The sequence below is a fragment of the Ruegeria sp. YTSB088 genome (genome assembly GCF_059609825.1).
Window position 1 is genome coordinate 1 of sequence record NZ_JBXWMM010000015.1, and the last position, 24,484, is coordinate 24,484.

Genomic DNA, 24,484 nt, shown 5'->3' on the forward strand with positions numbered 1-24,484 from the left:
CCCACAAGACAGGGCATAATCGCCTTTCACGGGGTCACCGGAAAGGATCATTTGCGTTGCCACTTCCAGACCGGCAATCCGGGGTAGTCGTTGGGTGCCTCCGGCACCAGGCAGCAGCCCCAGTTTGATCTCAGGTAGGCCCATCACGGCATCCGGCGTGGCGACACGGTAATCACAGGCAAGCGCGATCTCCAGCGCACCACCCATAGCGGGACCTGCTATCGCGGCGATAATGGGTTTCTTGCTGGTTTCAATCGTTACACACAGGTCTGGCAGGTCCGGCTTGTCCCAAACTGCCCCGGTGCGGAACTCAACGATATCAGCGCCGCCGCAATAGAGCGGCAGAGCCGAGCATAGAACGATAGCTTTGACCTGTTCATCGGCGTCCAGCTCGTGGATGGCCGAGGAAAGCGCCAGTCGCATCTTGAGACCAAGAGCGTTCACTGGCGGGGCATTCAGCTCAATGAAAGCGACACTCTCGGTGTGTTTAGTGGAAATCATGTTTGGAAACCTCAATTGGACTGTTTGGCAAGATCTTGTTCGATCTCTGCCCAATCGTCGAAGTGGATTACGTTGCAGGGTGAATTCACGTTCTCGAGCCAGACAAAGACGGAGATGAATGGCTGGTCATAGACCCGGGTGGCGTGGGGATCGCCCGCCGCGTTCCAGATAAGTGATCCAGCCGGATAATCCTGCCAGTCACGGGTGCCAAACCGCCAACCAGATTTCTCGGACAGGTTCAGGTACAGCTCTGGCGCGTCGTGGTTGTGGTCGCGATACAGCGTCCTTGGACCCAGCATGAAAATGCCAAGGTTGAAATCGGGATGGTGATGTCCACATGCGTCTGGCCCAATCAGCAGAGTATGTAGGTTACACTTTGTGTATCCCTCGCCCAATTCGGCACCAGGGGGATAGAATTGGGCGTTGTCTTCGCGCCAGATCAGATCATCCTTGGCCGCTTTCAGACAACCTGCGATTTCCTGCAATTCGGGGGCGACAATCCCGGCGATGGCGTTCTTCAGAACCTCATCGTGCCGGGTTCCTTGGGGAGGTAAATCAATGAGCCTCTCACCCTTCAGGTCCATGGCTGCCAGCTTGTCCAACGTCAGGTCAACGCCGCGCGTGGCAGCTCTGTGAGCCTGCAGATAGGTGACAATGGACCCGATAAGCGCCTGAATACGGCGTTGCTTGTCTGTCATGATTTAAAGTCCGAGCGCGTTGAAATATCTTTCCGCACGAGTTTCTTGTCGAGCTTGCCGACGCTGGTTTTAGGTAGGCGGTCGACAAAGACTATCTCGTCTGGAACTGCCCATTTTGAGATCTCGCCTGCACCGACACGCGACTGGATTTCTTCAATGACTCTCAAGCGCACAAGATCCGGATCGGCATCCTTTGCGGCTTGAGCGACCAACACTGGCCTTTCGCCCCATTTCGCGTGCGGCAGCCCGATTGCTGCGACGTCCTCAACGCCGCTGCAAGACGATGCTATGTTTTCCAGTGCCAGTGAAGATATCCATTCGCCGCCGGTCTTGATCACATCCTTGAGGCGGTCAGTAATCTGCAACGATCCATTCTCGCGGATATACCCAACATCCCCGGTATGCAGATACCCAGCGTCCCAAAGCTCATCCGAGGCTTGCGCATTATCCAGATAGCCTTGTGTCAACCAGGGAGCCCGAGCAACAACTTCGCCGGTTGTTTCGCCGTCATGTGGAACGTCCTGCATATCCGGTGTCACAACACGAAGGTCGACAAGCGGGCCGGGAAAGCCGGTTTGCGCCTGCACCTCTGGATCGTCGCTGGACAAATCGGCCACCGTCAGAAACGGACAGGTCTCGGACATCCCATAGGCCGCATGCAAGGATATGCCTGCCGCCGCCGCCCGGTCCTGCAAATTGCGCGGCAAAGCGGCCCCGCCAATGATCACTTTCCATCTGTCCAGGTCAATTTGTGGGCAGCCCGGATGGTCGAGCACCATTGACAGAACCGTGGGCACGCAGTGGGAAAAGGTGACGCCTTCGTCTGCAATCAATCGTAAGATTGTGTCAGGGTCATATCGACCGGGATAGACCTGACGCAGCCCCAGCATCGTTGCGGCATATGGAAATCCCCAGCCGTGGACGTGAAACAAGGGCGTCAGCGGCATGTAGACGTCGCCGCGATGAAATCCGGCGTTTCCGGGCCACGCTCCGAAGCCGGCGATCAGGCCCAACGTGTGAAGGACCAACTGCCGGTGTGAATAGCTCACCCCCTTGGGATTGCCGGTGGTCCCGGTCGTATAAAACAGGGTTGCGGTTTGGTTTTCATCGAAGTCCGGGAAGTCAAAGCTGTCTGGGGCCTCGCCTATCCACTCTTCATATCCTTCTCCGTCTCCAATCGGCACGATGGTGATGTCCCGATCAAAGCCCGATTTGATACCCTCTATGAGCGACATGAAATCGCGGTGCACGATGATCAGATCTGGTTGCCCATGGTTGATCGTATAAAGAACCTGAGCAGGAGATAGTCGCACGTTGATCGTGAAAAGGGACGCGCCCATCATCGGGATCGCGAAAAAACACTCAAGATAGCGGTGGGTATCCCAATCCATGACGCCGACGCGCATGCCCTCACCTATCCCGCTGGCCTTTAGAGAACTGGCAAGTTGGCGTACGCGTTTGCCCAAATCCGCATAACTCAACCGCATTTTGGTGCCGCTGACGATCTCTTGGCTGGCTGACGCGAGCTGAGATCCGGCCAGCAAGTGTTTAATCAGCAACGGATAGCCATATGCATTTGACGAAGGTGATAATGGTGGCATGAAGGTGGAATCCTTGAGCTTCTTTAGCCCCTAATCTGGCATCTCTTCCCCAGTTGAAGAACTGAAAGAAATTTCCGTTCATCAAGATATTCTAACCGATCACATCGCACCGCGAATTGCGTGCTACCCCCTGACAGGTTATGAAAAAGAGTATCAATACCCTGCTATATTCGCGCCCGTCGTCGGATAACTCTGCTTGAGGGTAAGCAGAATTGATTTCATCGAGGAGATGCAGCAATGACCACTCACATGCCCACGCTGGTTTCACTGCGCGCTTTTGAGGCGGTGGCGCGTCACAAGAGTTTCCGAAAGGCCGCTGACGAGATTTGTGTGACGCATGCGGCAGTCAGCCACCAGGTCAAAGCATTAGAAACAACAATCGGTGTTAAACTACTGGAACGCACAAGCCGTTCGGTCGAGCTAACACCGGCTGGCGAGCAATATTACCCGCCAATACGCGAACACATTCAGGGAATCATCAAAGCCACTCGGCGCATCCAGACACCTGAGGAACCGGACGTGTTGCTCGTTCAGTCCTACGCAAGTTTCAATACAATGTGGTTACAGCCCAGATTGGCTGAATTTCTTCAGGATAATCCGGACACACGCGTGCGCATCGTCTCGACCTTTGAAGACGGTGATTATGATATGCACCGGTTCGATGTGGGCGTGTTCAACGCGCCACCGTTTGATAAGAGATTTGACTACAGCCCCTTGTTCGAAACCGATATCTACCCGGTATGTGCTCCGGAGGCCTTGAAAACCGCAAGCGGTGGAATGCCGCTGGAAGAGCTCAGAAATTTCCTTCTGCTTAGTGTCCCAAGCACATGGAATGAGCCGGATGACTGGGACTGTTGGTTGGATGCGGCGGGCTTAGATCGCGAAACGATGAAATTTGGCTCTGTTTTCGACAATTACCCGCTTGTCCGTGAGGCTGTTCTAAATAATCACGGTATCAGCGTCGCAAGGGCACCGTTTTGCGAGCGTGATCTTGAGCGGGGGCGTCTGGTTAGACCCTTCGACATTTCAGTACCCGAGCCAGGCCGCTGGTATCTGGCGACGCAAAAAGAGCGTGCACCCAACCCCAAGCTCGATACATTTATCGACTGGCTGTTCGAACAGATCGAGGCCGACCCAACCATGCGGCTATTTCGGGCCTGATCTGTTGAATTCCAGCTCTGCCGTCAGCGCGCTTCAGGACTGACGGGCACCGGCCTCGGATGCGACGCGAGGGACAAGAGCGCGAACCAGTTCAGTCATATCCAGTGAGCCGACTGTCTTCTCCCCATCCTTGACAACATAGGCGTGTGACGTATCCCCGCCGGACCGCGCGATCATGCTTTCGAGCGTGTCGTTCACGTCCACTTCGCCATGGGCATCTTTTGGCACTTTGCCACCGACAAGCGGGGTCATAATCGAGCGCACCCGCAGAACCCGTGCGCGGTTGATGTCGCTCACGAAATCTTCGATATAGGGATCGTTGGGGTTCAGCAGGATGTGCTGCGGCTCACCCTGCTGCACGACAAAGCCGTCCTTTAGGATCACAAGGTGATCGGCCAGCTTCAACGCCTCATCTAGATCGTGAGTGATGAAGATGATGGTCTTGTGCAGCTCTTTTTGCAGCTCGAGCAGCAGGTCCTGCATGTCGGTTCGGATCAGTGGGTCAAGAGCCGAGAAAGCCTCGTCCATCAGCATGATCGGTGTGTTCGCGGTCAGCGCCCGGGCAATGCCCACACGCTGTTGCATCCCACCGGACAATTGCGCTGGATAATGGTTCTCGAACCCGCTAAGACCCACGCGTTCCAGCCATTTTGCGGCTTCACGGTCGCAAGTCGTCTCGTCCTCGCCGCGCACCGAGAGCGGCATGCCTGCGTTCTTCAGCACGGTTTTGTGCGGCAAAAGCGCGAACTTCTGGAACACCATCGACATCTTTTCCTGTCGAGCATGGCGCAACCCGTCCTCGGACAGTTGCATCACGTCCTCACCCTGCACGATGATCTCGCCCGCAGTGGGTTCGATCAAACGGTTCAAGTGGCGGATCAGAGTAGATTTCCCAGAGCCGGACAGGCCCATGACCACTGTGATTTCCCCCGCCTGCATATCGATGTTGATGTTGTTGAGCCCCAACACGTGCCCGTGCTGCGCCAGCAATTCTTCCTTGCCCATGCCATCCTGGACATGGTGCAACACGTCCTTGTCGCGGGCGCCAAAGATTTTATAGAGCCCGGACAGGCGGACCATTGGCTGTGTCATTGAACCGGCTCCTTAATGTTTGACTTGGGTCTTATCGACCCGTGTGAGAGCTGCCTTTGACACGCGGTCAAGGATCACGGCCAGCAGAACAATGCCGATACCCGCAACGATGCCCACACCCAGTTCAAGGTTTCGGATACCGCGCAACACGTTCACGCCAAGGCCAGGGGCCGAAACAAGAGAGGCGATCACGACCATGGCAAGGCTCATCATGATGGTCTGGTTGATCCCGGCCATGATGTTCGGCAACGCCAGCGGCAATTGTACTCGCATCAGTTTCTGGCGGTCATTCATGCCAAAGGCATTGGCCGCTTCGATCACATCCCTGTCGACAAGCCGGATGCCCAGATCGGTCAGGCGGATCACCGGGACAATCGCGTAAAGGATGATCGCAATCCCGTACAGTTTGGATTCCGTGACCGAGAACAAGAAAATCAGAGGGATCAGGTACACGAATGTCGGCAGGGTCTGCAGCAGGTCGAGCAACGGAACGACGCCTTTTTGCAGTCGGTCGGATTTCGACATGGCAATTCCAATGGGCACACCGAACAGCACCGAAATCGTCGTACACACAAAGACGATCGACAGGGTTTGCATCGCCACATCGTAGTGGTCTACGAGGGCCAGCATCATAATCGAGGCGGCCACGAAGATCGTCACAGGGCGCGAACGTGACGCGTACCAGGAAATCGCCACCAGAAGCGGGACCATGATGAACCATGGCGTCGCTTCAAATAGCCAAAGTGCGCCATCCAATATCCAGCTCAATGGCTGTGTGATCGGGTCCAGAACGGTTTTCAGGACCGGTTTGGCTGCCAGAAACCCTTCTTCGATCCCGTTGGTTACATCGCGCGACTGCCATATGCGGTTGCAGCTTTCGTGCAGATTATCAAATGAGGGAATTGGAATGAACGGCCCAGAGGCCTCTTCTCCTCCTGCTTGCGCCGCAAGGTCCGCCAGCGAAAGAGGCGCTTTGTCATCTGACGTGCCACACCATTCGCTCAAACCCAATGCGCTGAACAACTTGTCATAGAAGGCCATTTATCCCACTTTCCGATCTACTTCAGTGCGTTAGGGGCATCGCTGAGGATGCCCCTGTCCATGCAGTTTACTGCAGCAATGCGGAAAGTTTGTCGCGCGCAGCATCGTTAAGCCACGCTCCCCAGACATCCTTGTAGGTCGTCAGAAAGTGCACCGCACCTTCATCGTAGGAGGCATTGTTGTCCTCGACCCATGCCAGCGTTTCGCCCATCTGTGCGTTGGTGAAGGACAGATTTGTCATCAGGTCAGACACTGCTGCGTTTTCGGCCATGAATTCTTTCGACAGAACTGTAACGACTTCACTGCGGGGGAAGGCGCTCATTTCTGGCGTCGCGCATTCCGCTGTGATGTTGCAGGCGTGCTTTTCAGGGTCATGGGGGCCCATATCGACCAGGGTCATCGGGTATTTGCCCAGTACCGATGTCGGTGCCCAATAAAAGCCGAACCACGGCTCTTTGTTTTCGTAGGCGGCAGCGATCGAAGCCGCAAGGGTTTCGCCTGATCCATGCACGAAGTTTTCAATGCCTGCATCAATCAGCCCGCCTGCCTTCATCAGGTTGGTGCTGACATTCAGACAGGTCCATCCCTCGGGGCAATTGTGAAAGCGATTTCCGACGAGTTCGGGGTTGGCTGCGATGCCTTCAATTGTTGCCAGTTCCGGATGCTCCTCCACAAGGTAGTTCGGAACAAAGAACCCTTCGACACCGCCATCTGACAGAACTTCGGTCACAGGAATGATTGCACCTGAGTCAACCAGCCCTTGGTAAGCCGGCGCGCCGTTTGTCCAGATTTCAGTCAGAATATCGGGCTCTCCTGTCTCGGAAACGGATGCCAGCGCAGGGTTGCTCGAGAGCGGAACCGTGGTCACTTCGCAACCATAGCCTTGCTCCATCAGAAACTTCGAGACCGCGGTCACAATTTGCGCTGACCCCCAATCGGCCTGCATCAGTGATACTTCACCGCATTCGTTTGCCTGGGCCGCCGAAGCGGTGATTGCCGCAGCAAATACGCACCCGAGACCCGCTGAAATCTTGAACATTTCTTTCCTCCTTGTCATCGGCGAAACAGGGGCAGAGAAACGCTCCAAGCCAAAATTCGCCTTGTTTGTAGCGATGATTTGTACAGACAGGCCTAATAGCAAAAAACTGAAAAGAATTTTATATCATGTACAATTGTTTACAGGTGGAGAGTTGAAGCCAGGCTCGAATTTAGTGACCTTCGTTCCAACGAAAGCTTCTTAGATGTAAATCCATAGGTGGCTTATGCGTGTGTATAATTGCCTCTTCTCAAGAGTCGGCAGGAGGAGTGATCAAACCCGGGGACGTCCGTTCTGTGCTCATCACGCCCATTCGAACTAGCTGCAGCATCGGTAGATTTGGGCTCAGTGTTGCCGTTCTCCGCAGCAAGCATGATTGGCTGGTCCCAGCCTGAAGCAGGCATTCACAATCACGCTTTTCAGTTTTGCACCAAGCCATTGACTAGGACATGCGCGACGTTCAGGAAATCATGTTGTCTGCTGTAAACGACTGAATTGGGCTCGGTGCCATCGTTGTCTGCTGTTAGCATGATTGGCCGCACGCAGCCCAAAGCGGACCTTCGTAACAAGACGTTGCAATTTCCGAGACCGGATGTGGGTACGCTCATAACGCTGCGTTTCTGACATTGATTTCATAAAAGAAAAGCTTGGAAGTTTGCCAACAGGTTTGCATGCCACTGAGGAACCCGAACATACAGGCTCTCAGGCTTATATGCGGTGCCCAATTACAGTTTACTCCCAATCACCAGCAGACGAGCGCCACGTCTTTGCTTCCGCATCCCAAACACTGGCTGTTGCGCAAGGCGTCGGGTTTATTCCGTCACAATTAGTTCCGTGGACATCTGCAAGGACAATGCGTTGACGCCCGAATTCGACGACCGTCCAGCCTCGATTGAGCAAGGAGTGAACTTCCTCTTCAATCAAGAAGTGCGACATGCATCCACCAGTTCCGCAATAAAGAGATGCAGCACTCGAACACGCGAATCCAGATTCATTCAGAACCCAGTCGGGTTGTAGATCTCCGTCGAGATCGACCCTCTCAACCGCACCCCAATCTAAGTCAAACTGACCGTCGTTGAACTCTGCGCAGGCTTGTTCTGCCAGATCAACCTTAGCCCGCAAACCAGTTGGAAGTTGCGAAACATCAGCCGCGACAGCTGGTGAGGTCCATACTGGGCTCGAAACCAGCACAATCCCGGAAACCAACCCTTTCAACAGGCCCACTAATTGGGAAGCCGGTTGGAGGGTGGCATCAATTGCACTGATCATACCTGTAGTCCCCGTATTCCAGCCAGTTTGCCGAACCTTCGCTAAAAATTAGAAACTCGGACCTGTCTTCCCCAAGCAGGGCGACAACAAATCCGGTCGGCGGCTCAGAGTTTCCGAAAAAGCTGTAGGCTGTCATGGCTCTGATCGACTCGCCGTTGACCGTTACTCGCGCGTCCCACTCTCCTTCCGGATTGTCCAAAATTACAGGTTCGATGACTCGCTCCACCGCTCCGCCACCACAATAGACGATGCCTTCGGGGGGTTCGTAGGAGGCCCCCTGGCTAGCACCTGAATCGCAGGCGGAACGAAGGGACTGAATTGCCGCGCTGGAACCTTTCAAGTCAAAGATTCCGTAGCTAACATCTTGATCAATCATGGACAGATTAACGGATGCATTGGCTGCAAGCTGGTCCTGTACAAAACCATAGTCCTCTTGACTATTGAAACTGACCTCGACGGGATAGTTGTCGACGATCTGCACGGCAGCGTTTTCTGCGCCAACCTGAAATGCCCCAACTTCGGTGGTGCCGTTCTTCAAAAAACGAATGGAAAGCCCTTGTTTGTCCACAATGTTCTGGCTGTCCTCGTATCCAGCCGGAGCAAAGCGGATACGGTCACACTGAAGTTCCAATGTCATGTTTCCAGTCTGAATAAATGCATTGGGATTAGGCCCGGAACTGAACGACCATTCTGCTGATGCTGTGGTCGCCATAGCCATCAGTAGCGTTCCAATGGGAATCAGCTTGAAACTCATTTTCTCTCTCCCTGGTATTAAGAATCGAACTGTCATTCAGCAGAGATTCTGACCCGCTGCCTGCGCAACCAGGTCAGGAAACAGGTGCGCCGTATTCGTTTGCGCCTTCTTGAGAAGGTCGCGTCAGCCACCAGATCATCAGGATGGACAGAACCAATTGAAGAATTGAGACAACAACAATACCGGTCACGCCCAAAACTGCCGCGGGTCCTCGCAATGCATCGGGGTTTTCGGCCCCTTGCTCCAATGCCGAGAAGAACGCCACGCCACCCAGCATAACAAAAAGCGTTGTAATGCTGAGCGCCATCGGCAGCAGCAAGTACCAGCCAGGTCGCCCTGTATCATGCAACCTCCGCCAACCGGCGGCCAGCATAGGGATGATAACGGCCAGTTGGAAAACAGAGGACAGAACTCGAGATCCTTGCCCTGTTTCTGGGTTGGTCCCGAATATGATCGCATCCACCACAGCTAAAGCAGCACTCACGAGAACCACAAACAAGAAGAACCACCAGTATTCTGAGCGCATAGCCCGACCGGAGAACTGGAAGTATTTCGAGAAACACGTTTTGACGGCTTCAACAAAACCCATTTTCAATCCTTTCTTGGTTTCTGCGCGACCTCAGAACGCCTCGCCGACCCAAAAGAACACATTCGCCCTCATGGGTGCTCCCACCTACCTTTTTGTTTGAGGGCAGACGCCTATCGTATGAGAGCGTAATGAAGTTTACGCGCGGAAAAAATGTTGATTTATTAAAAATTAGATTCAAACATGTGAATTTGACACAACTTTCATTTTACCTCCGTTGTGATCGCTGTCGCCCGACTTGTCGGGCCCTACCGGCCGCTGGAGTGAGTGCTGGCGGTCGGAAGGCACTTTACAATGATTGAGCGTTGGGAGGACGCGATGCTTATACTTAGTGTACTCGGCCTACCTCCAGAATTCGCTCGAGCTTCTGCCATTGTCGTCATTCAGCCTTCACACGTTGTCGGCGGTCTCGGTTGTCAAAGTAATATAGCTCCGCCCGCCACCCCCCGCGACAAGTTGTTGGGAAGGGAAGTTACAGGGCCGAAGTATGTTTCATAGCCTGCTCTGACGCGAGAACTTCAAACAAGCCATCCAATTTCACCAATTTCAACGGAACCAGAGGGAGAAGAAAATGTCTAAAAAGATGGTGATGATTGCGGGCGCAACTTGTTTCGCACTGCTTGCGGCCTGCGACGATACGAGTACATCCAGTGCGTCCGCCGAACTCACACCCGCTCAGCAGGCGTGTTTGCGAGATGTAGCCAGCACAACGAACAATTCGCAAGTCGTGGTGCTCTCATCCGCGTTTAGCGAGGCGGGGACACAGGTCACTGTAGGCGTTGGCGAGGATCGTGCTCCTTGGAATTGCATTGCTTACAGTGATGGCACGACAGCTGGTATCGAGTTCCTGGGCGACGAAGGCGCATTGTGACCAGTCTGCTGCGTAGCCGAAAACGGCTGCGTAGCACTGGCTTGATTTGCTGAGGCTCGACTTGGTTTGTAGAACCACTATCATTGTATTCGCGATCCTTTACCTGTTGGTGTTGGTTGCGTTCTTGACGGGCACATTTGGCTGGTTGGGACAGGAAAGAGACCCTTTGTCCGGGGTGTTCCTTCTGCCGTTGGGACTACCTTGGATACTTGTAGCGGACTCGATCTCAGAGTCGGCCAAACCGTGGTTCGCGGCGCTCGCACCGGTGCTCAACCTGTTAGCGCTGGTCTTGATTTGCAGATGGGCACATGGTTTGCGCCGGTAGTGAAAGCCGCGCTTATTCTCACCAAAAGGGAGGAAAACATGGGAAAAGTGATCTTGGGTATTGTGATCGGGCTCGTCCTCGGCGTGGTTGGGGCGATGACCTTAGGTGGCGGGGCCGCAGTGGGTGTCGGCGTTGCGACAGGCTTGTCCGCCGGTGTCTGCACCACATTGAAAGGAGCACAAGCAGAGAACCTGATCACCCCCGAGCAAGCGGATCAGATCCTCAATCGCGTAAATTCCGAGATGGCATCACTGCAAGGAATTGAAACGACAGACGAGGTCGTCGGCAGCGCACAGGCATGCGATGAGTTTCTATCAAAGTTGAGGGATGCAAAGTGAGGTTCCGCTTAGTACGGAACAAAACTGTAAGGACAAGCCAACAGGGAACCATCTGATGAAACTCGTTTTACTCAAACTCCTCACTCCCATGTTCGCAATCGCGGGCACTGCTGCTTTTGCAATGTCAGAAGCCGATGACGCGTGTATCGACCAATTACGGCAGGTTGGAGGACCAGACGGTCAATCAGGTACGATAGAAAGCTCAGAGTTCTCGGAAGCAGGTACGCTCGTCATGCTACGAGATGCAGGTGGAACACTTTGGCGCTGCATCGCGTACAAGGATGGAAGCATTGGAGAGATGTCGGTTGTCGAGGCGATGGATGATGGCGGTGGAGCCATTGCAGGCGTCGCCGGTTCTACCGGTAGCCAGCGTGTCAAATTCGATGTCGGTTCCACTGGCGCCGAACTTGTCGGCCAACTCGCGCCCGGAGCGTCGCAGCAATACCTTCTCGGTGCAAAGAACGAACAGTTCCTTTACGTCCGCGTTGCTCCGCGAAATGGCTCCTTGGACTACGTCATTCGTAACCCCGATGGTTCTGAACTGTTGGGATTGATGTCGGCGGACAAGGAGTATCGAGGACAGCTTTGGCAATCCGGTGATCATGTTGTGGAAGTTATCAATCGCAGCAACTCTTCCGTCGACTACAACGTAATTTTCGGAATTGAATAGGTGATCAATCAGAAACCCTGGAACGCAAGTCCAAAAAAGCGAGGGAAACACAGATGAATCCCAAGGTCCTATTGGTGATCGGCACGACGTGTATTACTGCGCTTGCAGCATGCGACGAGAGTGGCGGATCAGTGGATGCAAGTGCACCAACTGTGGGCAGCTCTAGCGATCTTTCGTCATTTGAAGGGGCAAGAGCGGGACAGGCTGAAATGGGCATCCAGAGTCTCGGATTTGAACTCATCCGAAGCGAAGGGCTCACCTCGTACTGGTTTAACACGGATACTGGTGCATGTGCTCGGATCACGACATCTGAGGGAAGGTACTCAGATGTAGCTATGCTGCCATCAGGTGACTGCTGACACATTTTTCATAAATCAAACATCTGCAAAAGGGAGCTTAAGTTTGCATTTTGATCTGGCACATGCGGCGGTCATCGTTGTCGCTCTGATTGTCACAAACCTGGCATTGAAGTCGTCCGGCGTGATCAACGAAGAAAGCAAACACCAATGGAACTGGAAAGTTTTTCTGGCCTACTTCGTGGTCGTCTTTATCATCAATCTGGTGTGGCCGATTTAAAGCTTCAGGTCGGAAAGTCTATCCCGCACTTGATACGGCTGTTGAGAATGAGCCGCTCCAATAGATTACCAAGTAGGAAGAGTTTGAGCATAACAGGCTGAAAAATAGAAAGGAGCTGGCATGCGGTTTTTGACGTCCCTCATATTCATTGGTGCTCTGGCAACCGCGGCGAATTCTGACGTAACCAGTCGAAACGGTGGCCCAAGCAACAGTCAAATGCTTTCAAAGGGTGGCGACGGAGGTGTTGATGGCGTCGCTTTCTTTCGCCCAGTCTTAAGCGGAGTATTGTATCGCTCTGGTTTCAAAGGCGGCGACAAGGATCGAACGGGTCTGAGTAAAGTTCAACGCGAGACCCTTTGCGATGAAGGGTTTTCAACCGGGTTTTACGCAGACTTCGGCAAGAACACCGAATACGGCCGCACAAGTTGCGGAAACGGATCTTTCGACTATCAAAGCGCCAGATCCTCCCGACCCAGTGCTGTCATGGCGTCCATACACGAGGTGATTCAAAACCCTGGAAAGGGCCCTGTTCTGGTGCACTGCATGTGGGGCGTTCATTCCTCAGGTGCATTGTCGGCGATGGCGCTCGTTCAGTTTTGCGGTTGGACAGAAGAAAGGGCCAAGGAATATTGGAATGAGGCCCGAAACGGGGCCCCATGTTCAGGCGGGTGTGACCAGTGGATTGACTCAAAGTTCTCCAACTTCAGTGTCGACCCCAATTTGAAGATCTCTACCGAACAACAGGCAGCGATTTGCCCCAAATGATATTGGGAGAACTATCCAAATGAAGTTCATTCTTCTGGGGTCACTTGCTTTCATTGCACCCACCGTCTTGTGGGCGAACGACGATGTCCTCGGTGAAGCCACGACATTTGATAGTCCCAACGGCGTTACTGAACGCTGTATTCGGATCGAAAAAGTTTCAACGGGCGAGTATAAGAAAAGCGATCTTGAGGAAGAAACGGCCTATTGCGAGATCGATTTCTATGCCTCCGAAATTGCTATTTGCCCAAAAACCTGGAGTACCAGCCCAGGAATGGCCGTGTACGATATTTCGGAAGGACCCTACACAGGGAACCGTACTGAGTTCGAGAGAAACGCTTGCAAAGAGGGGAAGGCGGCGAAAGATCTGGCCAAGGACAGGGTGGCCAAATTCAAATCCACCATGAACCAAAAGGGCACCAGTGGAACCTTTTCCACCTCGTCGCTGCTTTACTATCATTTCTCCAGATATTTCGACACGACTGTAAAAGTTCCAGTCGCCGTTTGGCGTAGCATGGACGCCCAGGCGCACTTTTCCGAGGTCGCAGAGCCCGGCCTTGCGATTTCTGGCGGCTCTCATGGTGGGCGCATGAACCACGAAGGCTGGCGGGTCTTCGCGGCTGCGGATGCCGACCCGAACTCGTACCAGCCAACCGACGATCTGTTCACCGCAGATCGAACGCAAATATACGGTGTCCTGCTTGACAGCCCCGGTCATCGCTACGGCTCGGAAATCAACGGCACCCGTAAATCCGGTTGGGGCAAAGGCCAAAACCGCGATTTTCAGGAAACACCCGCCTTCTTGGCCTTGCGGTCTTCAAAACCCTTGCCCGAGGCCATTGTAGAGGGTGTCAGGGAAGGTCGAAAGGATCGGCAGATCAACAAGGATCTCGGTCCCGATGTCAGCGACCAACAGATGGCATTTTGGATGCAAGAACTTACCGAGATTGTACTCCTCGATTTCATCTTTAGCCAGCAGGACCGCGTAGGAAACATAGACTTCACACCCTATTGGTATTGGGTCGAAGACGGAAAGCTGAAGCATAAGAAAGCCAAGCACCATGAGCCAAACGATGGAGACGTTCCCGACGACGCATTATTGATCCGTCGCAGCAATCTAAACGACAACGATGCTGGTGGGCGTGTCGAATACGCCAACTTCGCGAAATCTACTCAAATGCTGGAGAAAATTCGCCACTTCTCTCCAAGCACGTATCGGCGCTTGGTTGCATTGAATAGTGACCTTCAATCCCAAGGCCCAGTCTATGACTGGCTATCGCAAAGCTTTGGTTTGTCAGACAGTCAGATTGCACAAGTTGTCAAAAATACTGCGCTGGCAACGTCCATTCTCCAGAGCAATTGCTCAAATGGCGATTTGATGTTCGACTTGGATCCTGTCGCATTCTTTTTGAGAAACGGCACCGAGGTAGAGGCTGTGGACTGTTATGTACCGTAGGTGTTCTGCTCTTATTGCGGTGTGTATTTGGACCGCTCTGCTCGCCTGCAAAGCGGCGGCATTGGATGTCATCGTCATATCGGATCTGAATGGAAGCTATGGTTCGGTAAGATACGATGCCCGCGTCGACAAGGCGATTGAGCGCATAATCGAGTTTGATCCAGATCTGGTTATTTCGACCGGAGATATGGTTGCGGGACAGCGCATTCCCAACTTGTCCGACAAACAGGTCAGGGATATGTGGAATGCGTTTCACGAGGTCGTATCAGATCCATTAGAGGCTGCCGGCATTCCATTTGCGGTCACACCTGGAAACCATGATGCCTCCGCCTACCGAGGGTTCGAGCGTGAAAGGAAAATATACGCAGAGGAATGGACGCCGAGAAAACCAGGCGTCGACTTCCTGGTTTCAGATGACTACCCGTTCTTCTACGCATTTGAGATGCAGGGCATTACGTTTGCGTCTTTGGATGCAACGACCCTAGGACCCCTATCCGGTGACCAGCAGGACCGGTTACAGGAATTGGGTGCAGACGGAGACCCGATTGTCACTTTCAGTCACCTCCCACTTTGGCCGTTCGCGATCCAGCGCGAACGCGAAATCATCGGTGACCCAACACTTGAAAAAATCTATCTGGAAAGCGGTGTTGTTCTGCATCTTTCAGGCCACCATCATGCCTTCTACCCCGGTTGGAAAGACGGTGTGGCTTATGTCTCTCAAGCTTGTTTGGGAGGTGGTCCGCGGCGGCTTATTGGCGATAGCGCCAGATCACCTCACAGCTTCACTCATGTTACGTTCCAGCCGAACGGAGAGTTTGAGATAGCCGTATATCGAGGCCCTGACTTCGAAAGGTCGGTAAACTTCAAGTCGCTCCCGAAAGAGATCAGATCCCCGAATGCGGTGTTGAAACGCTTAGACCTTGTGAAATGACTAGAGGTTGAGTTTCAGTTCGACTTTTTCAGGGACCAGATCATTTATCATCTCTTCGATCCGGGCTTCCGTCAGTCCACCCGAGGTGATGAAAAGCAATGAAACCCGAGATTTTCCGGGGACGTGGTGTTTTCTGACCAGCTTCCAGCCAGCCTCTGTGGCCATGGCTTCAATGGCTCCGGTGACTTTCAATGAGTGCTCTTCGTCCGAAGCTTTGAGCGAAATTTCCACACCCTTGTTTCGCCCTCCGAGCCAAATGAAACACCAACAAACAACCGCCACTAGTGTGGCCATCAGCGGCAAGCCCAAACCGACCGCAAGACCAAGAACAGTCACGATTATCATTTCGACAGTGTCCACCGGATCATCGAGATTGGAGCGGAACCTGAGCAACGCTCCGATACCAAAGATAACGAAACCGATCATTGACCCGTGCTGAACCACCAGGAAACCAACCGCCATGCCGATAAGCGCATACAGGAAGAAAAGCCTTGGCATAACTATGTCGCGGACGCTTCTACGGGCTTTACGTCTCACCGGATGATATACGATCAAGCCAGCCAGAATGATCGTGACGATCACATCGAGAGTAAAGAAATACAGTTCCTGTTTTCCACGAAACTGCGTCCACCGGCGTTCGATAACGATTTCCGACCCCGAAGCCCCGGCCAGCATCGTCGCAGGGTCGACTTGTGACACCGCAGCACCTGGCAACAGCAGCATCAACAACACGGTCACAAATGTGAGGGTCGTATTCAACTTGTCTTCCTCCCTGCTCACGCCAAAGGCTTACGCTTAACCAAAGGCACATCGTGCCCTATTCAATTCAATCGCAACAGGCGGGATCAGGTAAAGAGATTACAGTGCATTCTTCGGACATCGTATCCGGACTGTGATACGAACGCTGATACAGGGATGTGGTCCAAGCGCGAGAGAATCCAATGACAGAAAACAGAGTGTTTTCGTCAAAAGCTGAAATTTCACGGTGTTTCTGCAAACTTAGACGACTCGCTTTTACGGCCAGCTCGGTTGCGGCAGCCTTCTTGCCTTGGACCAATTTTGCCTACGCCGAAAGTGCTGGTTTGGTTCTGGTCGATAAATTCAAGGTGGCAGACAAATCAGAGGGATTTTCAGAGCCTTCCGGTTTGGCAATGTCTAACGCTGAAGGCTTCTTGTGGTCTGTAAGTGATGCCGAACCTAAACTGCACCTACTCAGAGTCGACGGGGTATTAGGAAACTCTTTCAAGTTGCCAGCATTGGCAGGATCAGATTTGGAGGGTGTTGCACCTCGAAAGGATGGGTCTGTTTTGGTGCTTCAGGAAACTGACCGATCAATTCTAGTCGTTCACCCAACCGAACCCATTCAATTGACAACAATACCTCTCACATCTCTTAAAGGTTACTCGGCCGCCGCTGAATTACTCGTTGGCAACCCATTAAACAAGGGACCCGAAGGTATCGCTGTTGACCCGGAATCGGGGCGGGTCTTCATTGGCATTGAAGGACAACCAAGGTTGTTAATGGTCGTATCACCAGCGCTAGACGAAATTGTTGAGATCATTCCTTTAGCCCGCGATGCAGGTTTTATCTCCGAGCGTGTAGATGATGATGAACTGGATTTGAGCGGCCTAGCATGGTCCCCGTCCTCACGTTCTCTTTGGATTGTAAGTGACAAAGGCCGTCAAATCTTCGTCTACAATCCAGAGTCCAAGTCCGTAAAGTCTATCAGTTTGACGTTCACAGAAGATGGCAAACAAAAGGAAGTTAAACATCCCGAAGGAATCGCTCTCGATGAGACCAAAGGGCTTCTCTATGTCCTAACAGACGATGCCAAGAAATCGCGGCTTTATGTTTTTGAGCAACCGGAATTGTGAGGACTGTCCTACTAGTTCTCTACTCTAACTTGTTGAAAAGCCGGTTTGTGTAATTCAGCGCCGTCGTATGTGCGGCGTAATAAGTAAATCTGCGTTCTGTTCACTGTGTTTCTTAAAAACATCACCCATCAATACATTCGAGTAGCGTCAGGTTCACACATGCGAACCACATAATAACATTGGACTTCAACATGCTCAGTCACTTTAAGGTTGTCAAAAATGCGCGTATTCAGATCAGTTGTTTTTGCGATCATTTGCACTCTTGTGGCCACTGCATCAGTTCCAAGAAGTAGCATTGCCCAAACCTGGGACATCGCATCCCAGCACTCGGTCAGCGGCGTAACGGTGTATGATGCGGATGAGCTGTTAACTTTTGCCGGTCAGTTGGCCTTTGATCGATCAGGGCGCATTACAGCGGTGGAGGTCGCATCAACGATCACTCAGATCTACCGAGAAGACGGCTACTTCTTGGCTGAGGCGTGGCCTGGTCCCGATGGGCAGAGCATAGTTGTTGATGAAGGGCGCATTCAAACCATCGAAATTGAAGGCGTAGATACTCGCACGTTCAAAACACTAGAGAAGATTTTTCAGCCCCTCACCACCGCATATCCAATAACTCTCAAACGATTTGAGCGGGCGGTTATGCTAGCCGAGGACATACCCGATTTGGACGTGTCGACCGAACTTGATTACCCGGATCAGGCTGGTGCTCGGCTGAGGGTATTGGGAGAACCTCTGCGAAAACAAGCCGGCAGTGCGACACTCGACAACCCTCCGCGTGAGCTTGGAGAAGCGCTCAGTTTCTATGTCGTACAAGAGTTTTATTCGACGCTGACCGTCGGCGATTTGCTGCGCTTTGAGGGGTCAGGCAACTACAATTGGGACAAAGACGACGAACATTCATTGTGGGGCGCTGTTACCTATCGCGCACCGTTGAACAGCAATGGCCTGTATGGTGAGATTTTCTACGGAAACATAAACGCAAAACGTGACCTCTCGGGGGATTTTGCGAGAACAGATGTTGATGGCGAGAACTTCACCGTCGCGTTGGGTTACCCAGTGATCCGCGATGTGGCCCGCTATGGGTACCTTCTGCTGGACTATCGCCTTTCCGAAGCGGACTCAGTCAGTGGCGGCGTTCCATTGTCTAGTGACGCGAGTGTCGTTGGCCTTACATATCTTTACGGGCAAAACTATCCAAAAGGACAAGCTCTGGAAGCGGGACTAACCTTATCTTTTGGCGATAACGACAATGACACGACGGACGCGAATTTTGACGACGGAGACTCTTCGTTCTGGCATCTGCGGGGCGGCATTGGATACGAAAGCCCGCTAACGAGCTTGTCGCCCAACACAGCTTGGCGCACTGAGATTTGGGGGCAGTACACCACCGACCGGCTGCCCTCGGTCGAGGAGTACTTCCTTGGTGATCGTTATGCTTTGCGTGGATATCGGTTTGACGAAGTGGATGGTGATTCCGGGATTTCCGCGATTTTCGAAGTGTCTCACTCCTACTTTCCAAGTTCCCAAAGCATTCATCGCTTAACGCCCTTTGTCTTTTTCGACGTGGGCTACATCTCGAACAATGACCCTGCGAGTTTTGAAGTTGATAGTGCTACACTGGCCTCGACAGGTCTGGGTTTGGACATTGAGTTTAAGCAAAACCTATTCCTGTCCGGATATGTCGGTGTCCCTTTGAGAGACGGTCCGTTGACTGACTCTGGCGATCCTGGCGCGTATCTTGCTCTGACAACAAGTTGGTGAGGATGTTATGAAACGGAACCGCATTGTTTTACTTTCCGCAGCTTGTTTGGTCGCAGAGCTGGCCGCCACGCAGGTCGTCGCCCGCGGCAATCATTACGGGTGGTGCCGTGGCGTAGGGAACCCACACCAATCGAGCCAAGGATGTGGGCAGGCCGGCGGGCAAGGGGCAGGCAACCAAATTACCGGTCCAACGCAGCCGGTGGCAAATCAGTTGCCACCTCAGGGAACGCCGCAAACGCCCACCTCCGTTGCTGTGCCGGTCCTTGCGCCGGGCGCGGTCCCGAATGCAATTCCCGGTCGGGTTCCTATCGCGACGCCAATAGCGATTCCCGGTCAAGTTCCAACGCCAATCGTAGCGCCGACCATAGCTCCGCCCTTGGTGCCAAATCCAACACCAAACCAGGTTCCGACAGCCGTTCCCAATCAGGTTCCGCCATTGGCTACTGTGCCGCCGCAAGTTCCGACTGCGACTCCTAATCAAGTTCCGATAGCTGTCCCTGGCCAGGTGCCGCCTCAGCCTAATGTGCCGCCCCTTGTGCCAACCGCGACACCCAACCAAATACCAGTCGCCGTTCCTGGTCAGATTCCTCCTCAGCCTACCGGCCAAACTGCTGTGCCACCGCTCGTCCCGTCCGCGACTCCTAATCAGGTTCCCATAGCGGTTCCTGGCCAGGTTCCACAGTTGACACCAAGACCTACGGCAACTCACATAGCCGTCCCAGGACATAAGAATCCACAAGGTGTCGTGACAATCATGCGCCCTAGGCCGAGGCCAACAACCGGTACTGTTCAGCAACCTGGCTCAACACAAGTGACCCACCACTTAAGTCACCAAAGCAACTCAAAGAAACACGATCACGTCGCAGCGACACCGGGACGGCATGACCCGCACGACCTACCGAGATTCCGCAACGCGGCAGCCAAGGAAAACTGGGAATGCGTTGCCAGCGGATTTGGACAGCGCCGGTATGATGCTGGTCGAGGCGTGTTGCTGAACAACGGAGCGTTGCGGCACCTTGGAAACGTGGACGCAATGGCACGGGATGTACCTGCAAGGCATCCAAAACACTCTGGCTGCATTATATCGGTCAAACGAAAGCAGCGCTGAAGCTCGCATGGTAGGTTTTGCTCGGACAATGAGATTAGTCGACCAATAGTTCGTCAATTGTCATCTGGATAATTGGATTTCGTATTGCCCATATTCCCTGGCGTTTACGTTGGCTGACGTAGCCCAAAAATGCTCTGTACCTAAATTTGCCTCAATTAGGACAACAATCTAAAGTGCCGCACTTCCAAGAAGAGCCTCCGACCATCTGGGACGGTCAGGTCGGGCAAGCGAAACGTTGAACGGCAACTTTGCAAAGTCAGCTTTCTGCGCATTGCTGTCATTAGGACATCGCGCAGCATCGGTCAAAATGGGCTCGGTACGGTCATTCGCCGTTGTCCGCTCGAACGTCCGCTTCTGCGCCAACGGTCAGCCACTTCATCAATGTCAACAAACGGTCGTCAGCCGGTCGGCCTACCCGCGCTCGAATTCAATAGTAGCGGTTCACTTGGCGTTGCATCTGGGTGCAATGACGCAAGATACGTACAACTGGGTGTATCATGGTTACTGCGTGTTCGGTGCGAGTGTGCCAGGTATTTGAAGCCTTACGAAGCATTGCGACCTCCCATTGATGACCTAACGTTAACCTGGATGAATGAGAGGTTCTGTGAACTGGGACACAGAGCGCCAGTACAAGTTTCCGCCCCGCCAACCACCAGCACCAGCCACCACCCGTCAGCCCCCGGAACGCCTCGTCAGCGGTCCTGTCCTGCGCCGGTTAGCGGTTCTCAAGCGGTGTAGTAAGCTCATCGGTTTGCTTCGCCGCGCGCGACACGAACGACCGCTTGTTCAAACAGCTTGGGCGTTGCGCGCGCATTCGCAATAAGATTGTATGCTCGATTGTTCGAGATTCCGGTGCTCGAACCTCTGGGATTTTGCAATACAGCACCCACGTCAAGCGGAGGCGCTACTTTCAGGCCGTTTGGCTCTCATTTTCTCCATCGCCATGTCTTTTGCGGACCGGCTTTTTCGTTTTGCAACGGCGCGCTGCGCATCAAAAGCTGCCCGAAGTTCCTGATCTTTTTCCGAAACCTCTTTCACCGGGGCAGGGGCCGGTTTCGCATCAGCCAGTGCCTTCGCCGTGTCCCTCGCTTGCTCTGCAGCAAGATCTAGGTGTGTGCCTTTGATCTTTGGCGTATCGCCACCAAGGAACTGCACAAAATACGGATCTTCGAAGTATCGGATCTTGTTTGCAATCACCGGCATCTTGCCTTCGCGGATCAGCACAACCTCATTTTCCGGCAATCGGCCAACGTGTTCCGGCCGGAGCAGGCGAATGCCTTCCTCGCGTTCCGATATGCTGCCCATTTCCATTTTGCCGAGCGCCCGAGACTTCGATTTGCTCATTACTGTTTTGTCACCGATAGACCTAGACACGTGTTCGCGGACCTCTGAATCCTCAGAGGCCGCGAACATCTGCGTCCCGGCGTTTGCCAGCATCGCCCGCACACCTTCATGCCCATAGATGTCCTGCAGGCGCGACAGCGTTTGCGAAATCACGATGATCCGGCCACCGAACGATCGCATGGTGTCATACGCTTCAACGACGCGCTCAAGATGGCCGAGGCGCTGAAACTCATCGAGCAGCATCAAAACCTTGAACGGCTCATCTTCGCCCGGCTCAACGGTTTCGATGGTGTTCACCAGATCGAGGAAGAACAGGCGAATGAGCGTCCGGAACTCTTTGACCTTCTTCCCTGGCACAGAAAAGTAGATCGAGGTGGGGCGCCGACGCAGATCTTCGAAGTTGATGTCATTGCCCTGCGTGGCTCTTGCCACAGAGGGGTTGCGCCAGAGCTGCAGGCCGGAGTTGTTCATAACCGAAATCGTTGATCGCAAGATTTTGGATTCTTCGGCTGCAAGATTCAGGAACTCATCTGCAGCTCGCGCATATCCAACTTCTTCAGCCATTTTCTCATAGTCCTTTTGCTTGGTCGTTTTGACCAGGCGCAGGACTTCGGAAATGTATGGCCGCTTTCTTTTGATCGCCAACATCGCCATTGCGCAGAACATGCCTTCGACACCACCCATAAAGCCCTGTGCGGACGAGCTGGGCGTGTCGAACATCTGGGTTGCAACCTGAATCACTTCTTCCCATCGCCGGTCCAGATTGTCGGCACGTGCTGCGCGGCGCAGAGGGTTGTAGCTGTGGCTTTTGTCGGGGTTCTCGGGATCGAACACGAAAACCTCGTCGCCCATTGCTGCCCGACGCGCGCCGGTTGTCTGGAAAATCTCACCCTTGATGTCCAGGACGACGCAAGACCCATTGAAACGCAGGACGTTCGGGATCACGAAGCCGCTGGTTTTGCCCGAACCAGACGGGGCAATGAACATCGCGTGCGGCTTTTGGACACCGGGGCCGGGCTTATAGTAGATCGCGTTTTTGTCCTTTGGCTCACCAAATTTGGCAAACACAATTTCACTATCCAGTTTGTCTTTGAGCTTCAGCACCGACGCATAGCCCTCCTGGACGAGCTGAGGGGCCTTTGCAAAACTCGCATCACCGTATTTCGTTGAGGGACCACGCAGCGCAGCCGCCACAAATGCGAAGGTCAAAACACCCACCGCGACCACCGCCACCAGACCCATGACCTGCTGCGTCTCTGCAGGCTGTGCCATGAACTTCTCTGGGATCGCCCAGATGTCCAGCCCGCGAAAGCTTCTGGTGTTGATGTATTCGAGAGCCAGACCGACCACCAACACCGCGCAAGCCGAGGTAGCGATAAAGCCCATAGTACCGGCTATCGCTATCTTCTTGCCTTTTGGTAGATCCTGAAACTCAGCCATCGGTCAGCTCGCGTTTGAAGAAACACACGATGCCAAATTCAGCACGGGCGACACCGACCATTTCCCAACCTTCACTCCCCAGCTTTGCGAACTTTACTTTCGCGTCGTCATGCTCCGAAAAAGGCACGTCTCGATACTCGAATTTCTTCATCTTTGTACTCCTTCAGATAAGTTGTTCAGCGGTCATCAAGGGCGGAAAAATCACGCCGTTGACCTTCCGTTCGTCCCCGATTTTCTTCATGTGAACGATCATGTGAATGGTGGCCCGGATGTCATCGACCACCTCTGACTTTTGGACGGTCGGAGATCCGCGTCGCACCATTTTGCTCATCCGTCCAATGGCATCTACGGGCGAGTTGGCGTGCATGGTGCAGACAGATCCATCGTGGCCGGTGTTCACCAATTCCAAAAACATATTTGCGTCGTCGCCCCGGATTTCACCGCAGACAAGGCGGTCAGGCCGTAACCGCAGCGCCGATTCCAGCAGCTTTGTTGGTGATCGAGGGCCATCTTCTTCGGAACGATCAGCAAGCAAGTCAACCGAGTTTGGTTGCTCGATGTCCAATTCGGCCACTTCCTCAATCGTCACGATCCGTTCGCCTGGATCGACGCGCTTCAACATGGCATTCAAAACGGTGGTTTTACCCGACGATGTACCGCCCGCAATGATCACGTTCCATTTGTTTTGCATGGCGAGGACGGAGAGGTCGTCAAAGCGCAATGTGCCCGCTGCGAGGGCAGCACGGGCGTTTTCGAGCGCACAGTGATCGTTGCTTTCTGCCAATGCGGCCTCTCTGCTGGCAAAGCTGAACGCGCCCAGATCGACGGTCTTCACCCGCAGCAGACGGATCGCCACGGACCCCACGCCGGTTGTTGCTGGCGGAATGACGACCTGGACCCGCGCTTTGCCCTGCTGTGTTGGCACATTGGCCGTCGCAATGGGCTTCTTTTCCCCGAATGTCACGTCGCTGAACCCAGCCACACAGCGCCCGATATTCTCTACATCGTTTCTGGTCAGAGTGATGTCTGTCCTGCTCATGTGGGTCGTGCCCATTTCTTCAACCCAGACTGATCCGTCAGGGTTCACAGAAATTTCGCTCAGGCTTTCGTCGTGCAACAGATGCTCGATCTTGCCTGTATAATATTCCAGAAGGCTATTACCATTCCGCCCGCTCATGTTCTTGTCCTTGGTAGAGCACTTTCTGGAACAGTGGAGGTTGGCTTCGCTGCCTCTCGGCTTTGCCTCGAACGCGAACGCACCCACATAAGATTTATTGATTCCAAAA

22 protein-coding genes are annotated in these 24,484 nt (G+C 53.5%); 9 read left to right on the forward strand and 13 right to left on the reverse strand.

Annotation, left to right across the window (positions count from 1 at the left end):
- From AC2FFA_RS19455 to AC2FFA_RS19465, 3 genes are all read right to left on the reverse strand, one after another.
- Positions 1–501 (reverse strand): enoyl-CoA hydratase/isomerase family protein (locus tag AC2FFA_RS19455; protein WP_496852865.1); only part of this gene is annotated, 501 nt, incomplete at its 3' end.
- Positions 502–512: 11 nt separating this feature from the next.
- Positions 513–1,199 (reverse strand): dimethylsulfonioproprionate lyase family protein, encoded by a 687-nt coding sequence (locus AC2FFA_RS19460; RefSeq protein WP_014880570.1) that lies wholly within the window; start codon positions 1,197–1,199, stop codon positions 513–515.
- Positions 1,196–2,800: a fatty acid--CoA ligase gene (locus tag AC2FFA_RS19465; RefSeq protein ID WP_496677425.1), complete on the reverse strand. Its 1,605-nt coding sequence runs from the start codon at positions 2,798–2,800 to the stop codon at positions 1,196–1,198. Before AC2FFA_RS19465 ends, AC2FFA_RS19460 begins: the two co-directional genes overlap by 4 nt.
- 237 nt (positions 2,801–3,037) lie before the next feature.
- Between AC2FFA_RS19465 and AC2FFA_RS19470 the strand changes: the two genes are divergently transcribed.
- Entirely contained in the window at positions 3,038–3,961 is a 924-nt protein-coding gene (locus AC2FFA_RS19470; RefSeq protein WP_298856016.1) for a LysR substrate-binding domain-containing protein, read from the forward strand.
- A 33-nt stretch (positions 3,962–3,994) separates the two neighbouring features.
- Here the strand turns inward: AC2FFA_RS19470 and AC2FFA_RS19475 are convergent, their stop codons facing one another.
- The 6 genes from AC2FFA_RS19475 to AC2FFA_RS19500 form a co-directional block, all read right to left on the reverse strand.
- Positions 3,995–5,053 (reverse strand): quaternary amine ABC transporter ATP-binding protein, encoded by a 1,059-nt coding sequence (locus AC2FFA_RS19475; protein ID WP_298856018.1) that lies wholly within the window; start codon positions 5,051–5,053, stop codon positions 3,995–3,997.
- A 12-nt stretch (positions 5,054–5,065) separates the two neighbouring features.
- Entirely contained in the window at positions 5,066–6,094 is a 1,029-nt protein-coding gene (locus AC2FFA_RS19480; protein ID WP_298856020.1) for an ABC transporter permease, read from the reverse strand.
- 67 nt (positions 6,095–6,161) lie between these two features.
- Positions 6,162–7,133, reverse strand: coding sequence for an ABC transporter substrate-binding protein (locus tag AC2FFA_RS19485; RefSeq protein WP_058274113.1), 972 nt, complete (start codon positions 7,131–7,133; stop codon positions 6,162–6,164).
- Positions 7,134–7,862: 729 nt separating this feature from the next.
- Positions 7,863–8,399, reverse strand: coding sequence for a hypothetical protein (locus AC2FFA_RS19490; protein WP_281996014.1), 537 nt, complete (start codon positions 8,397–8,399; stop codon positions 7,863–7,865).
- On the reverse strand, positions 8,383–9,153 hold the full coding sequence (locus tag AC2FFA_RS19495; protein ID WP_496852867.1) for a hypothetical protein: 771 nt from the start codon (positions 9,151–9,153) through the stop codon (positions 8,383–8,385). Before AC2FFA_RS19495 ends, AC2FFA_RS19490 begins: the two co-directional genes overlap by 17 nt.
- A gap of 73 nt (positions 9,154–9,226) precedes the next feature.
- A complete protein-coding gene (locus AC2FFA_RS19500) occupies positions 9,227–9,742 on the reverse strand; it encodes a DUF805 domain-containing protein (protein ID WP_171711797.1) in 516 nt (171 codons plus the stop codon).
- Between the two features lie 568 nt (positions 9,743–10,310).
- Between AC2FFA_RS19500 and AC2FFA_RS19505 the strand changes: the two genes are divergently transcribed.
- The 6 genes from AC2FFA_RS19505 (at position 10,311) to AC2FFA_RS19530 (ending at position 15,668) form a co-directional block, all read left to right on the forward strand.
- Positions 10,311–10,610 (forward strand): hypothetical protein, encoded by a 300-nt coding sequence (locus AC2FFA_RS19505; RefSeq protein ID WP_170790054.1) that lies wholly within the window; start codon positions 10,311–10,313, stop codon positions 10,608–10,610.
- A 300-nt stretch (positions 10,611–10,910) separates the two neighbouring features.
- Positions 10,911–11,273 (forward strand): hypothetical protein, encoded by a 363-nt coding sequence (locus AC2FFA_RS19510; protein ID WP_170790053.1) that lies wholly within the window; start codon positions 10,911–10,913, stop codon positions 11,271–11,273.
- Between the two features lie 55 nt (positions 11,274–11,328).
- The gene (locus AC2FFA_RS19515; RefSeq protein ID WP_171728198.1) at positions 11,329–11,943 is read left to right on the forward strand and encodes a hypothetical protein; all 615 of its coding nucleotides are present in this window, start codon (positions 11,329–11,331) and stop codon (positions 11,941–11,943) included.
- Between the two features lie 402 nt (positions 11,944–12,345).
- Positions 12,346–12,519, forward strand: coding sequence for a hypothetical protein (locus tag AC2FFA_RS19520; protein ID WP_170493938.1), 174 nt, complete (start codon positions 12,346–12,348; stop codon positions 12,517–12,519).
- A gap of 784 nt (positions 12,520–13,303) precedes the next feature.
- Positions 13,304–14,737 carry a hypothetical protein gene (locus AC2FFA_RS19525; protein WP_496852868.1) on the forward strand — a complete coding sequence of 478 codons (1,434 nt, stop codon included), beginning with the start codon at positions 13,304–13,306 and terminating at the stop codon, positions 14,735–14,737.
- A 61-nt stretch (positions 14,738–14,798) separates the two neighbouring features.
- Positions 14,799–15,668 (forward strand): metallophosphoesterase family protein, encoded by an 870-nt coding sequence (locus tag AC2FFA_RS19530; protein WP_170790474.1) that lies wholly within the window; start codon positions 14,799–14,801, stop codon positions 15,666–15,668.
- On the opposite strand, the gene AC2FFA_RS19535 is transcribed toward AC2FFA_RS19530, so the two are convergent.
- Positions 15,669–16,427, reverse strand: coding sequence for a DUF4956 domain-containing protein (locus tag AC2FFA_RS19535; protein ID WP_170493949.1), 759 nt, complete (start codon positions 16,425–16,427; stop codon positions 15,669–15,671). It lies immediately after the preceding gene.
- A 182-nt stretch (positions 16,428–16,609) separates the two neighbouring features.
- Between AC2FFA_RS19535 and AC2FFA_RS19540 the strand changes: the two genes are divergently transcribed.
- Together AC2FFA_RS19540 and AC2FFA_RS19545 are read left to right on the forward strand one after the other, a co-directional pair.
- Positions 16,610–17,542, forward strand: a complete 933-nt coding sequence (locus tag AC2FFA_RS19540) for an SdiA-regulated domain-containing protein (protein ID WP_170790473.1) — start codon at positions 16,610–16,612, stop codon at positions 17,540–17,542.
- 345 nt (positions 17,543–17,887) lie between these two features.
- The gene (locus AC2FFA_RS19545) at positions 17,888–19,306 is read left to right on the forward strand and encodes a ShlB/FhaC/HecB family hemolysin secretion/activation protein (RefSeq protein ID WP_496852870.1); all 1,419 of its coding nucleotides are present in this window, start codon (positions 17,888–17,890) and stop codon (positions 19,304–19,306) included.
- Between the two features lie 1,999 nt (positions 19,307–21,305).
- Here the strand turns inward: AC2FFA_RS19545 and AC2FFA_RS19550 are convergent.
- The 3 genes from AC2FFA_RS19550 to AC2FFA_RS19560 are packed head-to-tail and all read right to left on the reverse strand — an operon-like array spanning position 21,306 to position 24,375.
- Positions 21,306–23,198, reverse strand: a complete 1,893-nt coding sequence (locus AC2FFA_RS19550) for a type IV secretory system conjugative DNA transfer family protein (protein WP_496852872.1) — start codon at positions 23,196–23,198, stop codon at positions 21,306–21,308.
- Positions 23,191–23,349, reverse strand: coding sequence for a hypothetical protein (locus AC2FFA_RS19555; protein ID WP_496852874.1), 159 nt, complete (start codon positions 23,347–23,349; stop codon positions 23,191–23,193). Before AC2FFA_RS19555 ends, AC2FFA_RS19550 begins: the two co-directional genes overlap by 8 nt.
- Before the next feature lie 12 nt (positions 23,350–23,361).
- Positions 23,362–24,375, reverse strand: coding sequence for an ATPase, T2SS/T4P/T4SS family (locus AC2FFA_RS19560; protein ID WP_496852876.1), 1,014 nt, complete (start codon positions 24,373–24,375; stop codon positions 23,362–23,364).
- Positions 24,376–24,484 lie beyond the last annotated feature (109 nt).